This is a genomic window from Gordonia sp. NPDC003585 (assembly GCF_040610755.1).
GTDB lineage: Bacteria > Actinomycetota > Actinomycetes > Mycobacteriales > Mycobacteriaceae > Gordonia.
Genome location: NZ_JBEXMX010000107.1, coordinates 1 through 14,848, shown reverse-complemented (window position 1 = coordinate 14,848; position 14,848 = coordinate 1). Strand labels below are relative to the sequence as shown.

General features: G+C 63.9%; 14 protein-coding genes. 7 read left to right on the top strand and 7 right to left on the bottom strand.

From position 1 onward, the window contains the following. The coding region (locus tag ABZW74_RS21890) for a hypothetical protein (protein ID WP_355279323.1) at window positions 1–464 on the top strand (464 nt) is incomplete at its 5' end. A gap of 58 nt (window positions 465–522) precedes the next feature. On the opposite strand, the gene menE is transcribed toward ABZW74_RS21890, so the two are convergent. From menE to ABZW74_RS21865, 5 genes are all read right to left on the bottom strand, one after another. Then, on the bottom strand, window positions 523–1,605 hold the full coding sequence (gene menE / locus ABZW74_RS21885) for an o-succinylbenzoate--CoA ligase (RefSeq protein WP_355279326.1): 1,083 nt from the start codon (window positions 1,603–1,605) through the stop codon (window positions 523–525). A gap of 82 nt (window positions 1,606–1,687) precedes the next feature. Further along, window positions 1,688–2,032 carry a DUF3349 domain-containing protein gene (locus ABZW74_RS21880; protein ID WP_355279320.1) on the bottom strand — a complete coding sequence of 115 codons (345 nt, stop codon included), beginning with the start codon at window positions 2,030–2,032 and terminating at the stop codon, window positions 1,688–1,690. A gap of 121 nt (window positions 2,033–2,153) precedes the next feature. Beyond that, complete coding sequence (locus ABZW74_RS21875) at window positions 2,154–2,468, bottom strand: DUF3349 domain-containing protein (RefSeq protein ID WP_240859660.1); 315 nt, start codon at window positions 2,466–2,468, stop codon at window positions 2,154–2,156. A 29-nt stretch (window positions 2,469–2,497) separates the two neighbouring features. After that, window positions 2,498–2,782, bottom strand: coding sequence for a hypothetical protein (locus ABZW74_RS21870; protein WP_240859662.1), 285 nt, complete (start codon window positions 2,780–2,782; stop codon window positions 2,498–2,500). 34 nt (window positions 2,783–2,816) lie between these two features. Beyond that, a complete protein-coding gene (locus ABZW74_RS21865; protein ID WP_240859664.1) occupies window positions 2,817–4,043 on the bottom strand; it encodes an inorganic phosphate transporter in 1,227 nt (408 codons plus the stop codon). Window positions 4,044–4,248: 205 nt separating this feature from the next. Between ABZW74_RS21865 and ABZW74_RS21860 the strand changes: the two genes are divergently transcribed. From ABZW74_RS21860 to ABZW74_RS21845, 4 genes are all read left to right on the top strand, one after another. After that, window positions 4,249–5,313, top strand: a complete 1,065-nt coding sequence (locus ABZW74_RS21860; protein ID WP_240859670.1) for an LLM class F420-dependent oxidoreductase — start codon at window positions 4,249–4,251, stop codon at window positions 5,311–5,313. Window positions 5,314–5,744: 431 nt separating this feature from the next. Then, window positions 5,745–7,292 (top strand): tyrosinase family protein, encoded by a 1,548-nt coding sequence (locus tag ABZW74_RS21855; protein ID WP_355279315.1) that lies wholly within the window; start codon window positions 5,745–5,747, stop codon window positions 7,290–7,292. Window positions 7,293–7,294: 2 nt separating this feature from the next. After that, on the top strand, window positions 7,295–8,074 hold the full coding sequence (locus ABZW74_RS21850; protein ID WP_355279313.1) for a DUF2182 domain-containing protein: 780 nt from the start codon (window positions 7,295–7,297) through the stop codon (window positions 8,072–8,074). 163 nt (window positions 8,075–8,237) lie between these two features. Next, window positions 8,238–8,519, top strand: coding sequence for a hypothetical protein (locus tag ABZW74_RS21845; RefSeq protein ID WP_355279310.1), 282 nt, complete (start codon window positions 8,238–8,240; stop codon window positions 8,517–8,519). A gap of 173 nt (window positions 8,520–8,692) precedes the next feature. Here ABZW74_RS21845 and ABZW74_RS21840 read toward each other — a convergent pair whose 3' ends face one another. Together ABZW74_RS21840 and ABZW74_RS21835 are read right to left on the bottom strand one after the other, a co-directional pair. Further along, window positions 8,693–10,345: a DUF222 domain-containing protein gene (locus ABZW74_RS21840; protein WP_355279308.1), complete on the bottom strand. Its 1,653-nt coding sequence runs from the start codon at window positions 10,343–10,345 to the stop codon at window positions 8,693–8,695. A 141-nt stretch (window positions 10,346–10,486) separates the two neighbouring features. Then, window positions 10,487–12,736 carry a hypothetical protein gene (locus ABZW74_RS21835; protein WP_355279305.1) on the bottom strand — a complete coding sequence of 750 codons (2,250 nt, stop codon included), beginning with the start codon at window positions 12,734–12,736 and terminating at the stop codon, window positions 10,487–10,489. Between the two features lie 174 nt (window positions 12,737–12,910). Between ABZW74_RS21835 and ABZW74_RS21830 the strand changes: the two genes are divergently transcribed. Both ABZW74_RS21830 and ABZW74_RS21825 read left to right on the top strand, forming a co-directional pair. Then, window positions 12,911–13,207: a hypothetical protein gene (locus tag ABZW74_RS21830; RefSeq protein ID WP_240859677.1), complete on the top strand. Its 297-nt coding sequence runs from the start codon at window positions 12,911–12,913 to the stop codon at window positions 13,205–13,207. Between the two features lie 289 nt (window positions 13,208–13,496). After that, the gene (locus ABZW74_RS21825) at window positions 13,497–14,630 is read left to right on the top strand and encodes a hypothetical protein (RefSeq protein ID WP_355279301.1); all 1,134 of its coding nucleotides are present in this window, start codon (window positions 13,497–13,499) and stop codon (window positions 14,628–14,630) included. Window positions 14,631–14,848: the final 218 nt, after the last annotated feature.

Sequence of the window (14,848 nt, the reverse complement as noted above, 5' to 3'; positions counted from 1 at the left end):
ATCCCACCAAACCGCCTAGCATTCAACATGACTCGTTGATCACCACGCGTGATTCCACGCCGATCCGAAGTCCACCACTCCACGGGGCACTACCGGCGACGCTCGTCGGAGGTCTGCTCGGCTTCATTTTTGGTGTTCCACGATCGAGGTCGCACAGCGCGACAGCGAGTACCAGCCAGGATCTGGCTAGCAAAATCGATGCGAACACGAACCTCGAGAAGATCAGCGATTGGCTGACTACGGTCCTGGTCGGCGTAAGTCTCGTCCAGTTTCGTGCAATCGGAGATTTCATAGTCGATTTCTCGACTTCACTGGCTGCCAACATGGGTACCGAACCTGGTGATGGAACTGCGACATTCGTCGGCGGTGTCATGATCGGAGGATTTGGCGTCGGATTCATTTCGGGTTGGCTGTTCTGCCGCCTGCTGTTGGGTGCCGCGATGAAGAAGGTTGACGAAAGCTAGCTGCTCGCGGAAGGCTTGAAGAGCCAGCATCATATAGTCGCGGTTTCGCGGCACGCCATCAAGCGAACCGCGCCTTCAACGCCGCGCGATCCACCTTGCCGGGTCCGCGCAACGGCAATTCCGACACCTCGACGACCTCCCGGGGTGCCGCGAATTTCTCCAACCGCTCGGCAACCAAAGTACGAATCCGCTTGTCGTCCAACCGCTCTCCAGCAGCGACGACCACAAATGCCACCACCTTCTCGCCCAACCGTTCGTCGGGGACCCCGACCACCGCGCATTCGGCGACGGCCGGGTCGTCGGCGATCACCGCTTCCACCACCTGCGGTACGACGGTGAGTCCGCCGGTGGAGATGGCGTCGTCGGCGCGGCCGACGATCCGCAGCAGCCCGTCGACCACGACCCCCAGATCGTCGGTGCGGAACCATCCGGGCGACGCGAACGCGGGATGGTCGGGCAGATTCCGATACCCGTGCGCGACCATCGGCCCCGACAGCTCGACGCGCCCGACCCCATCCGATCCGGCGTCGACGATGCGCACCTCGACCCCCGGCAACGGCACACCGTCGTACACGCATCCACCCGCGGTCTCGCTCATCCCATACGTCCGCACAATGCGCAGTCCCGCATCTAACGCCCTGCGCTGCAACGGCTCCGGGGTGGCAGCACCGCCGACGAGAATCGCATCCAACTCGCGCGACGCAGCGACAGCGGCGGGGGAGGTGAGCACCTTGATCAACTGCGTCGGCACCAGCGACGTGTACCTCCGAGGCCCGTCAAGCGACGCAAGAGCATCAACATAGGCGGAAACGTCAAACCCACCACCCACATCCAACACAACCGGCGTGTACCCATTCGCCAAGGCGCGCAATAACACTTGCAGTCCGGCGATGTGATGCGGCGGCAGCGCCAGCAGCCAGTTCCCGGGTCCGCCGAGATGTGTAGCCGTCGCTGCGGCGGAGGCCCGCAGCGTCGTCGAAGTGTGTTGTGCCCCTTTGGGAGTGCCCGTCGACCCCGACGTCGAGATCACCAGGGTGAGCTCGTCCGAAATCGGCTCTCCGACACCGAGCGCCGACCCGAGACGTTCAGCAGCAACTGGATCGTCGGGGACCGGTAGATACGTTCGCCCACCGTCGAGCATCGCCGACAACTCCGCGCGCGAGTCGAGCACCGATGGCCCCAACGGCAGGATCAGGGGCTGCAGAACGTGCGTAGCACTCACCTCACGCGTCGGACTCGGGGTCGTCGGAATGCCCGTTGGACAGCGGTTCGTCGTCGAAGGGCCACCCGGCTTCCTCGAGGTGCCGGCGAACGCGGGCGATGTCGTCCTCGTGCGGCAGTTCGTGGGTGACCTCGGTGATCTTCACCCCGGCGTCGATCTTGGAGATGGGTTCCGGCGGTGGGGGAGACTCGCGGATCAGGTCGGACGAGACGGTCTCGACCTCGTCCTCACTCAGCTGGCGACGCAGAATCGCGACCAAGGGGATGTAGTCGCCCTGGGGGACGCCGTCGGGGTAGCCGGCGCGCAACCACTCCACGATGCGTTTGAGCAATTGTGGTCGATCCACGATCCATCCCCCCAATCGGTGAGTTCACCCTCGTGATGAGGGCAGGGCGGCATTGGCGCCATTGTATTGCCTCCCCGGGGCAAGACAGTTGCTCGCGCTGCGCACGAGCGTTGGTCAAAGACTATCGACCTGCAGGAACTGCCGACAACGGCCAGCCTGCGGCGGCCAGACGACCCGCGACCTGATTGATCTCGTCGGCGGTGGGCTCGTCGTTGGTGACCTTCTCGATCGCGCCGGCGATCTGTTCTTCGGTGACCGGCTGGTCGACGCCGTACTCGCGCGCCAGGGTCAGCGCGACCGTCGTGACGTCCTCTTCATCGAGCACACGCACCAGCAGCGCCAGCAACGGCGGGAACTCGGTGGGCGGAATGCCTTCGGGATAGCCGGTGCGGATCCAGTTGATCGCGGATTCGAACAGTGAAGGGCTGTCGGCCACGTTCACGTGCCTTTCGTCGAAACGGTTGACTACTTGTAGAACTGGCTCGGGAAGATCTGGATGTCGAAGTAGTAGTAGATCGTCTGACGCGTGATCCACAGCAGGGCGATGATGATGACCGCCGCGACCAGCGCGAAGATCGCGTAGCCGACCGCACGGAGCGCCGGATTGCCGTGCGAGACAGTGCCATCCGCGCTGGCGTCGGCCGTTCCCGCCGCTTGTATGCGCAGGCCGATGGCGAACAGAGCAGGCAGGCCGGCACCGAAGATCAGTCCGACGACGAGCACCTTGACAATTGATTCGACGATGTCCATCTGAGCAGAAGTCCTTTCGTGTCCGTCGGAGAGATCAGGCGACCGTGGTCGGGCCGGTGGTCTTCAGCTCGGAGGTGTCGGCCGGGATGATCGAGTCGCTGGACTCGTCCCAATCGGCGTTGACGTTGTGGGAGTCGATCTTGTTCTGCTGTGCGCGCCAGTACATGTAGCCCGACGCGGCGATGAGGATCACGAAGATGGTGATCGCGCCCGCGACGTCGCCCATCAGGTGAGCGATGTAGTAGCAGCCCGCGCCGACAAGCCCGGCGGCCGGGAGCGTGGTGACCCAGGCGACCGCCATACGTGCTGCGACCGCCCAGCGAACCTGGGCGCCCTTCTTGCCGACGCCCGAACCCAGGATCGAACCGGTGGCGACCTGCGTCGTCGACAGCGCCATGCCGGCAGCGCTCGAGGTGAGGATGATCGCGGCCGACGACGCTTCCGCCGCCATGCCCTGCGGGGAGGAGATCTCGACCAGGCCCTTGCCCAGGGTGCGGATGATGCGCCAGCCGCCGAGGTAGGTGCCGATCGCGATCGCGGCAGCACAGCTGAAGACCACCCAGAACGGCAGACCGTGGCTCACCGATTCGCTGGTGAGGTGTCCGGTCACGATGAGCGCCATCGCGATGACACCCATGGTCTTCTGCGCGTCACCGGTTCCGTGTGCGAGGGAGACCAGCGACGCCGACGCGATCTGGCCGTAACGGAAGCCGGCTTCCTTGCGACCTTCGGCGACCTTCTTGGTGATGGCGAAGACCAGCCAGGTGCCGCAGGCGGCGACCAAGCAGGCGATCACCGGCGCGAAGAGGGCCGGGATGATGATCTTGGAAAACACGCCGTGCCAGTTGATGCCGGACAGGCCGATCGCTGCGATGCCCGACCCGATCAGTCCACCGAACAACGCGTGCGACGACGAGGAGGGCAGGCCGAACAGCCACGTGAAGAGGTTCCACAGGATGCCGCCGATGAGGCCCGCGAAGATGATCAGCAGGGCGGTGATCGGAGACAGTCCTCCGGTGATGTCGCCCGACTTGGACTGGATGTTGAGCACATCCTTGGTGATCGTGGCCGCGACCTCGACGGAGAGGAACGCTCCGACGAGGTTGAGGATCGCCGAGATACCGACGGCGACCTTGGGTTTGAGGGCGCCGGTGGCGATCGAGGTCGCCATCGCGTTGCCGGTGTCGTGGAATCCGTTGGTGAAGTCGAATCCCAGTGCCGTGATCACGAGCAGCACCAGGATCAGCATCTCTCCGCTCATGGGCATAATCATGCGATGCCGAGGCCGGTTCCGCATAAATTTCGGAGGACCGAAATCCCTATTGTGACCTGCAGGTTTGCCTCACCTGTGTGACTGTTCACCAGTTGTTCATCTTGTCGACAGCGAGCGTCCATCTGAAGCGTGAGCGAACGGTCGCTCGGCCGGGTCTCGGCAAGGCGTGTTTGCTGTGGAAGAATCCGTCGGCATGACATCGATGAAGCTGGGCATGCCGATCAACTACGCCGGGGATTTCCGCGAGACCATCAACAATCTCGCCGATTTCGAGGCCGCGGGCGTGGAGCGGATCGCGGTCCCGGAGGCATACAGCTTCGACGCCGTCAGTCAGCTCGGCTACATCGCCGCGAAGACCGAGAAGATGGAACTGCAGACCGCCATCCTTCCGATGTTCTCGCGCACACCCACCAACCTCGCCATGACGGCGGCCGGTCTCGACTACATCAGTGGTGGCCGCGCCGTGCTGGGCATCGGAGCGTCGGGCCCGCAGGTCATCGAGGGCTTCCACGGCGTCAAGTACGACTACCCCGTCGGCCGCGCCCGCGAGCACGCCGAGATCTGCCGTCAGGTGTGGCGCCGCGACAAGGTGAACTTCCAGGGCAAGCACTACACCCTGCCGCTCGACGAGGAGCACGGCGGATCGGGGCTGGGCAAGTCGTTGAAGATCATCAATCACCCTGTTCGCGAACGCATCCCCATGCTGCTCGCCGCGATCGGCCCGAAGAACACCGAGCTCGCTGCCGAGCTGTTCGAGGAGTTCCAGCCGATCCTGTTCCACCCCGAGCGCATCGGCGAGGCCTTCGGTGAGGGACTGGCCGCCGGCAAGGCCAAGCGCGACCCGTCGCTCGGCGAGCTCGGCATCGTCGTCCAGTCGACCGCCCGCATCTCCGACGACGAGGAGCAGCTGCACAATGCTCGCGAACTCGTCCGCCACCACGCCGCCCTCTACATCGGCGGTATGGGTGCGCGCGGCAAGAACTTCTACAACACCCTCGCCCAGCGCTACGGCTACCCCGACGAGGCCAAGATCATCCAGGACCTCTACCTCGACGGTAAGAAGCTCGAAGCCGCCGCCGCCGTCCCCGACGACCTCATCGACTCGATGTCGCTCATCGGCACCCGCGACCACGTCGCCGAGCGCGTCGCCGCCTTCAAGGAAGCCGGCGTCACCTGCATCCTCGTCTCCTCGACCGCCCCGACCCACAAGGAACGCGTCGCCGAGACCGAGATCCTTCGCGACATCTTCGGCGGCTGACCCCGCACGCCCGACTTGCCATCCGCTCCCTGAGGTGCGACGAGCGCTAGCCGCCGGGCTGAGGAGCCCCTGCGAGGTACGAGCACGGAGCGTCTCGAAGTCGAGGAGCCTCGAAGGGCTGGCGACCCGACTGTGTCCGCAACCACACGCACCCCCCGCTGGTCGAGCCGACACCGAGCCGCTAGGCGAGGCGTCGTGTCGAGACCACACGCGACCCAACCATGTCCGCAACCACCACCAAGCGAATTCATCGGCTCGAAGCAATCCCATACATCAACTGATTTGTGATCCATTCCGTTCTCGCGCCAAACATCAACCGGCACAAAGCAATGTCGCAACCCGCACCGTAGTTGTCCAATCGTGACGCCAAACCGCCGAAAGCCTCGCTAGAATAATCTGCTGAATGGGGGCCGACAGCGAGGAGCGCTGCGATGGTCGGGACCGCATTGGCGAGACGCAACGTCTGGGAGCTCGGAAATCCCTGGGCCGACGACATTCTCTGGTACGCACGCGGTGTGGCCGCGATGATGGAACGGCCTCTCGACGATCCGTTGAGTTGGCGATTCTTTGCCGCGATGCACGGGTTCGATCCGGTGAAGTGGCAGGGGTTCGGATACTTTGATCCGCAACAAGATTCGCTGCCATCGCAAAGCGTCCAGAAGGATTTCTGGAAGCAGTGTTGGCACGGGAGTTGGTATTTCCTGCCGTGGCATCGGGGCTACTTGATCGCGTTCGAGGCGGCGGTGCGCGCCGAGGTGATCGCGCTCGGCGGACCCAGAGAGTGGACGCTGCCGTATTGGAATTACTTCGCGATGGGCGAACAGGCGATCCCCCCGGCGTTTGCCTCCGCGTCGTGGCCGGATGGCGCCAACAATCCATTGTTCGTGTCGGCACGTTTTGGCCGTAATGGTGATGGGGTGGTCGTGATTCCGCTCGACGACCCGATCCCGGACCTCGACATAAACCTTGACGCTCTGGACAATCCGCTGTTCTCGGTGTCCGCCGACGGCGGTGCGATCGGCTTCGGAGGCTCAGATACGGGGTCGTTCCATCACCGGGCACCGCACGGTGAACTCGAATCGAACCCACACGATCTGATCCACGTGCTCATCGGCGGCCTGGATACTCCGGGTCTCATGAGCAATCCGGCGACAGCGGGTCTCGATCCGATCTTCTGGCTCCACCACGCGAACATCGACCGCCTGTGGGAGACGTGGCGGCGTCGGACGCCGCCGGTCCATTCCGATCCCACCGACAACAGCTGGCTCGACGGCCCGACAGCAACCGGCGGCCCGGCGTTCACGCTGCCGCTTCCTCCCGCCGAGGACGGACAACCTCCGCAGACGTGGACCTTCACCCCGGAGCAGATGAGCGATCTCGCCGCACTGGGGTACGGCTATGACAACTACACCGACGGAATCGCGGTGCGGAGTCCGGCGCGAATGAACGTCCTTCTCGCAATCCAAGACAACGGACAGGACGGCGAACCCACCATGTCTCAGCCGAGGACGCCCGGTAGCGCCGAACTCATCGGCGCAACGCAAGAACCGATGTCCGTGGTGGGTGGCGAAGCGACAGCCAGCGTTCAGTTGGATTCCGAGGCCCGACGAACCGTCACGCCGAGTGTGCTGCCCATGGATGCGCCAACCCGACCCGACCGCGTCTACCTCAACCTCGAGAATCTGACTGCGGCGCACGACGGGCCGATTCTGCGGGTGTATGTGGGTGACCCGAACGGTGATGAGCAGGTCGCCGGCAGCGTCGCGCTCTTCGGTGCCGCGCCGGACAGCGAGATGGGCGATACCCCCGACAACGACGGCATGACCGCGGTCCTCGACATCACCGACATCGTCGAGAATCTCCATCTCGCCGACGACGACCTCCACGCGTTGACGGTCCGCGTGGTTCCGGTCAATCAACTCGACGCCGCGTCCGATGTGCAGATCGGCCGGATCGGTATCTATCGACAAAGTCACTGACCATGACGACGCTGGCTGCAATTCAGCGACGCCGCATCCGCGTTCCGTTCTGGATTGCCGCAGCGGTGGCGTGGCTGGAGTTGATCGCCGGCGCGTTCGGGGTGAGCTTCGGCGTTGGGATGGGCTCGCACGCCCATGCACACGACGCGGCGACCATGGCTCCCGGCGATTCGATGGCGATGCATGCCGTTCCCCAGTCTGAGTTCGGGCGCACCGTCGTCGGCATGATCGTGATGGCGGTTGTGATGATCGTCGCGATGATGTTCCCGCTCTTGACCGCACCCGTTGCTCATCTGCGGGCTCGGAGCTTCCCGAAGCGTCGACTTCGGTCGATGGCGCTGTTTCTGTTCGCGTACACCTCGGTGTGGGCAGCCGCATGTCTGGTCCTGATGTTGGTTTTGCTGCACTTTCGCAACATCGACCAGGCCGGCCTGGTCTACCTGCTGATCGTCGTCGCGGCAGTCTGGCAATTCTCGCCGGCAAAACAGCAGTGCCTCAACCGTTGTCACCAACGGCCGGTCGTCGCCGCATTTGGTGGCGACGCTGACCGGGGTGCGCTGAGATATGGTGCTCGCCACGCGATGTGGTGCGTCGGTTCGTGTTGGGCGTTGATGTCGGTGACACTCGCGCTTGGCGCTCTGCAGTTGCCGGCGATGGCCGCCGCGACCGTGTGGATTGCCGTCGAACGCAAGTCGTCACCGAGCAGGCCTGCCTGGGAATCCCGGGTTCCGCGACTCTCCTGGCGGCTCCCGATTCTGATGACCTCCCGCTCCGCTCACTGAGCTGAGGCGAGCGCGAGTGATCGTGAGCGGGTCCCGCTCCCTGAGGTGCGAGGAGCGCAAGCCGCCGGGCTGAGGAGCCCCCTGCGAGGTACGAGCATGGAGCGTCTCGAAGTCGACGAGCCTCGAAGGGTCACACCACGCGCCCGTTCGGCATACTGGCCCAGTGGCTCCACCCGTGCTGCACCATCCCGACCTGTTCCACGCGATCGTGCTGCTCAATCTGCTGGTCGTCACCGGTGCTTGGTGTCTGGCACGCCGGAGTTACCCCGCCGCGGCGATCCTCACAGCGCTCGGTATCGCTTGGCTCTTCTGGAACGGGCCCCTCGAGGGCAGGATTCTGTACGGCATCAACCTCGAGCATGGTCTGTCCGAGTCAGACCTGTTGTCCGCCATCGCCTTCGTGATCGCAGGCGTGACGGCATGGCGGAAGCGGCCAGCCAGCTAACCGAGCCCCCCACGCTGATCGAGCCACCCCACGCTGATCGAGCCGACTCCGAGCCGCTAGGCGAGGCGTCGTGTCGAGATCACTAACGCGCCCGCCTACCCGGGCCGACCCCACCGCTGATCGAGCCGGTACCGAGCGGAGCGAGGCACCGTGTCGAGATCACTAACGCGACCCTACGACCCAAGCCCGAGATGCTCTTCCAGCATCCCGACGAATCGACGCTCGATCACCGACTCCGGGTTGATGGTTTGTCGGAGTTGGAGTCGGGCGAGTTCGTTTCGCGTGCGGGCGTTTTCGAGCAGCTGGAAGTGCCCGACGACATTGTCCTCGGTTGCCTGTGTGTCACCGTCGTCCGGCGGGCCGTGGATTTCCGCACGCACCCTGTTGAGGTGTGCGGTGAATCCGGCGGCGATGTCGGGGAAGCGGTTGATTTCGACAAGCTCAATCCGGCGGATGCGGTCGGGGTTGGGTGGTGCGCCGGGGTGGGTGTTGAGTCGCCACGCGCACCGTCCGGCGTCGGGTCCGTCCTCGATGATCCAGGTGGTGAACTGGCCCGGTTTGGGCCCGACTCGCCGGTTATGCGGTGGGCAAGCCGGGTACAGTTCGGTGATGTCGGTGTTGCCGCCCAACGCGAAATCCAGTTTGGCGTGGTGTATTTCGACGTGGGTGGCCGGTTGATCACAGTCCGGTGCCGAACACCGTTCCCCGCCGATGCGAGCAAACGACGCCAACCGTTGGGCCATGGAGGCCAACCGTTTACCCTGCCCCAAGAACAGCGGTTCGGGCTTGGCGCCATCGAAGATCGCCAGCCACGGCTGCACCTGTCCGGCCATGCCGATCAGTTCAGAGATAGGGATGACCCCACCGGTGGCGGTGGTCGCCACCCCGGACCCCCGGACCAAATCCTCCAAGTTGGCTTTGACGATCAGCTGGATCGGCAACCCGCGATGGGTCTTGCCGAGCAGACCGTCTTCCAGCACCGCTTTCAACAGGGCGTTGAGCGCGTCGTGGTTGCACTGGGCCACCGACCGCCCGTCCCGCAGAGCGGCCGCGGCCACCACGTTGGGATTCGCGTCTTCGTAGGACCCCGACGGAGACTCGGGGTCTTGTGGGTTGTTCATCCCGGGCTGCGCCCACGCCTCCAACATCGTCGCAAACCGGTTCGCCAGAACAGGATCCAGCGTGCCGGTGAGCTTCGACGTGCCATCAGCGCGTTGCTTGTTCATCCACAGATTGCGGCGCCGCGCGCGGTCGGCATCGTCGGACAGGGTGCCGTCGGGGTCGAGGTGACCGAGGAGGCGTTGTCCGGCGGTGGCGATGTCGTTGGGGGTGTGTTCTTTGGCGATGTCAACCATCTGCCGCTCAGCAGCAACCTGCACATCGTGCGGGGTGGCGTGCGGGATCTGATCAAGCGTGTCGAGCACCGCGCGGATATGTCCGTGCCCGATGCTGCCCTCGGCGAACGCTTCGGCCACCACGGGGAAGCGGGGTTCGCGATCCTCGCCGGTCGGCTGACGAAAGGTGGCAGTGACGGCCATCTGGGCGCGGCGTCGGCCCGGGTCGGACACCCGCAGGCGGGCGTTGAAGAAGTTGGTAGGACTGCGATATCCCATGCGGTGGGGCAGATCTCGATCCGACACCTCGACCAGCTGCCGGTCCCCGGCATAAGTCATGCGGGCCAGCGCCTGTTCGTGGGCGGCGGCAACCTCGACCAGTTCGTCGTCGGTGCAGGCGGTCAGATCGGCCTCGACCAGCTCGTCGAGCAGGGCATGGACCTGCGCCACCAACTCCGCTGCGCGTGACGTGCCGCCGAAAGTTTTGGTCATCCGATACTCACCCCCGATCCCCGCCTATCGAATGCAAGTTCGAAGGTACACGTTCGCACAGATGTTCGCAAGGCATTTGGCCGAACTTGTGGAAGAGACTTTTTCCGCTCGCCGGAAACGCTGCGAGGTGCACAAATCCCGCTATCTCGGTTTGAGCGTTACGACGTACGGCCGTTCGACGGCATAGAGCTGGATCGCATCGCCACTCCTCGCAATCGCATACCCGCCGTCGACCTGCATACCCGCGGGTGGGCCCTCGTATCGTCCGGATTCGCGTGGCCCATCGGGCCCGTCGGAGACGATCCGTGTGTCGCTTTCACTCATCGTGACCAGTGCGACGCGATCGCGCGCCTCGAGTCCCGGCAGGAAGTGCGCATAAAGAGCGTCGCCGAATCCGGCCGCCTCCGCGAGTTCCATGGCCCCGGGGTCATGGGGTGGCAGCGGTTGCGGATTGAGGTCCACGTCGCCTGCCCCGATCTGCTCGAACATCTCGTCCGCGTCGGGACGGTAGGCCTCGGAGATCAACTCGCCGTCGATGATTCGCCCGACGTAGGCCACACCCCGTTCGTCGCGAATTGCCGCTGCCTCGGCAGGACCAACTTCGGCCAACCACGTGAATTCCGCGGTCTGGACGCGGATCGCACCGCTGAAACTCTGTCGTGATCGAAGTTGTGCGACGACATCGTGCATCCCGTCGGCCAAGGCCGCCACAGCGGGAACGTGTGCGACACCGCTGCTGTCGGGGCCGACCTGAATGCGCAGGTTCAACCCGTTGACGATCACCACCTCGTCAGGATCGAGGTCAACGATCGTCAGCAGGTGAATGTTGAGGCCGAGGGGCGCGTGAAACCACACGATCCAGTTGGGGTCCTCGAACGGTGGCGGCTTGAAGTCGTCGATGGTGATTGGCTCGCCCAGAACAAGTTTGAGCCACACGCCGGAGAGTCGGAGGCAGTCGTCGAACCAGTTGACCTGAACATCGAGGCCCTCACCGTCGGGCTTGTTCTGGATGATGGGTGTGCCGAGATCAAAGAAGCGCACACCGCGTGCGGTGCGGACGATGACCTGCACGTTGTCGGTGATCTTGCGTGCTTGTCCGACGGTGAGATCGAATCCGACGCCGTTTGCATCGGCGTCCATCGGCAGCCAGTCATTGGGGGAGAGGACTTCCGCGCCGCAGAGTGCCCCGGCGTCGGCGAGGTTGACGCCGGCTTGGACGCGCACCCGCGGGTTCGTCGGTTCGAAATGTGTGGGGGGCAAGCCACTTCCGCCGCGAGCCAGTGCACGACAGTGCCCCCACCACGTGGGCTTTCCGAAGTGGAAGACCGTCGGGTCAATCGTGTCCCGATCGCCCTGCGGTGCCGGGCTCACCGGTCCGCCGATCGTCATTCCCGCTGAGCTCGAGGAGATCCCCGCCCAGCGCGGTTGAGCGCCCAGGATGGACGGGATCTGCGGGAGGGTGATGTCGTACCAGAACTCCTGGTTGTTGTGATTGACAAACGGGAACATTCGCCGGATCTCGCCGCGGGCGTACTTGGTGACGATCGCCTCGAAGGGCGCCGCGATCCCGCTGAGATCGATGTCCCAGTGTCCCGAAATCCGCAGGGTGGCAGGAAGTATGAAGGATGGTCCGGCCGCGATGGTGGCCGTGGCACTGGCGATTTCGATCAGGTCCAGTGCGCGCAGGTCGATGGTCGTCGTCGCGACAATTGCCGGTGTCGGGCCCTCGCCGTGCCACCGGATGCTCACCGCAACCGGCAAGTCGGGCGGGATCTGGCGCTTCAGAAGTCCGACGACCTCGTCGGCGTCGAGGAAGACACCCCACGTTTGGCCGGCACCGAGATGAGACACGACGTCACCGGACGAGCCGAATCGCAGTGCGACAACTCCGTTCCCGCGGCCGAGGTCGGGCGACGCGTCGACGTACGCGCCGAGAGCGCTGATGATCGGCGAGCAGTCGAGGAGAACCATGCCGTTGAGCGGCGCAAGTGCGTTGTCGACGCGCTGCTTGATCCGATCTCGCACAGCTGGCGGAAGCCCACTCGCGGCGGGTGTCGAACCAGCTTTGACGATGGTCAACGCCTGGTTCTTGATTCCGAGTTGGATGAGGATTTCGGTCTGGGTTGCGGCGGTCGTTGCGCCGGTGGGCGCGGAGTTCGGATGTGCGACGAGATCTGCCTGTGTGACAGCAAATATGGAGATCGTCAGTCGAAGGTCGACTCCCCCAGCGGCGTTGTGGGAGAAGGTGACGGATCCCGGAACGGTGTCCAGGTGGTCGACCGTGATCGCCGCGGTATTCGTCGGCACGCACATCGTGTAGAGCCGCGCCTGCACCCACTCGATGGTCGCTTGTGCGAGTGCACTCTCGCGGACTTGGAGTTCGAGTGTCATCCGGGCCGCCTTCAGCCAGTTACGCAGGGGTTTCGCCGCCACTCAGTATCTCGCGTCGACCGAGACGGCCGCGTCCCCTGTTCGAGGGACGGGTCTCCGTCAAGGACGCGAACTTGCCGAGTCTGTGCATACGATTGCCCGACGGCATGTTCAGTGGGTTGGGGGGCTGGTGCGATGGCCGAGTACGACGAGGCGCTTCTGGCGTCCGACATCGAGGACGGCCTGCGCGAGATCGGCAGCTTCGACATCACATGCCCCGAAGCCGACGTCGACCGGGTTCGCTCGATCGGCCGGCGCGTCGGCCGCGAGCTCGGCTGGAAGATCCAGACCGTCCGATCCGCCGTCGCCGTCAACGGCATGGTGCGCGTCGTGATCGTCGTCAAGGAATCGAACCCGTTGCACGCGCAGCTGATTCGCATTCGCGAGGAGAAGGCCATGCGTCGGGCAATGGAACGGACCGCCGACGACTGAGCATATCCACGTAGTGCTCAGTTGGCGCATCGCCAGATCGAGTAGTCGGCTACTCGTTACAGGCGCTCGAAGAGTTGGGAGGGTGGTTTCGGCGTCAAGGACGGGAGAAGCCATGCACCGGGACTTGGTATCCGGATCAAGTGCACATTCGCAGCAAGCCGAGTGGGAACCGCGACCGCCTGGTGCTATTCAGGCCCTCGAGGCACTTCAGGAGGACCAGCGTCATAACTGGGAGGCGACACCCTTCAACCATCGAGAAGACCTTCGGAGAAAGCTGTTCCAGGATCGTGTGAGTGCCGCACTTCCGGCGACAATACCGTCGAACCTGGGTGAGATTGACTTCACCAAGCTGTTCGCAGAAACGACCAGCCCGGAAGCGGAGGACGAGATCCGCCAACAGGTCGACAATCTGCTCCATCAGTACCGCCTCGACGATCCGACGCAATGGTCTCAGTACGAACCGCCCGGAATCGCTTGGGGCTTGGCCAAGTTGTGCGGCCGGATCGAACGAACGATCAAGAGTGCTCAGTCATGGTCACTGAATTCGGTTCCGGCTGTGGGCACTCTCGCGACCGGCCAGCCCGTCGCCGTCATTCAGACAGCGCCCGACGACGCGGTGCCGCCGAAGGATCACACCGTGATCGTCGTCGAGAACGGCACATTCGAGTTTGCGGCGAGATTGGCGCAAGTCGGTGTGATGAGCCTGCTGGAGTTCGACCACTATGAGACGTTCGGGATGTCGAGCCCGGCGACGGCACAGATACTGTGCGATATCGCCGCCTCGCAGTCGATCGCCGACTCGTCTCTCGACGTCTCGGCACGCAAACTGCCGCCCGGATTGGAGAACCTGAAGCCGCTGGTGGACGCAACCTGTCACGCGATCATCGCCTTCATCCTGAGCCACGAGTATGGGCACCTGCTGAGTGACGATCTGGCGTCGCATCACATGGGATCCGATGGCGTTGTCGAGCCTGAAGTGGAGTATGAAGCCGACGCGGTCGGTGCCGCCATAACCAAGTGCGTGATCGACGAGACCACCGACCAACCTTTTGCCGCCGTTCTCGGGCCGGTGCTGTATCTCGCGGGTGTCAACATCAGGGATCGCCTGAATGCCATCTTCGATCCGGACGACAATGGCCATCCTCCCGCGGACAAGCGTAAGGACGAGCTCCTGGAGGTGATCAGGTCCGTCCTGGAACCCAAGGAGAAGTATGGCACCTACGCGGAGCGCGCCGCGACTGCCTATAAACAGGTCATGTCGATCTGGGAGCACATTGAACCAGTGGTGCGCACGGAACGTGATGAGTTGCAGCATATCCGGGACTTGTACAAGGACAGGGACAGTGACCTGCTCATGTTGCGGATCTTCGCGATGCGCAGTCTCTGGTCGTGCTACACGCAGTCGACTGCTGATAGTAGCTAAAGAAGAATCACGGCGGCCGCGATGACCACGGCGACACTGAACAGTGCCAAGGCAACGGCGCTCAGTTGGAACCGCGTCGTCGCCAGCCGTCGGAGTTCGTCGTCGACTTCGGAGAAGTTGTCGTGACGAGGCTCAAGGAAGTTCCCCAGGTGTGCTCATTGAAATTCCCCACCTGTGGGCGCTCCTACTGTAGCGACCTTCGGGTTGGCGCGGTGGCG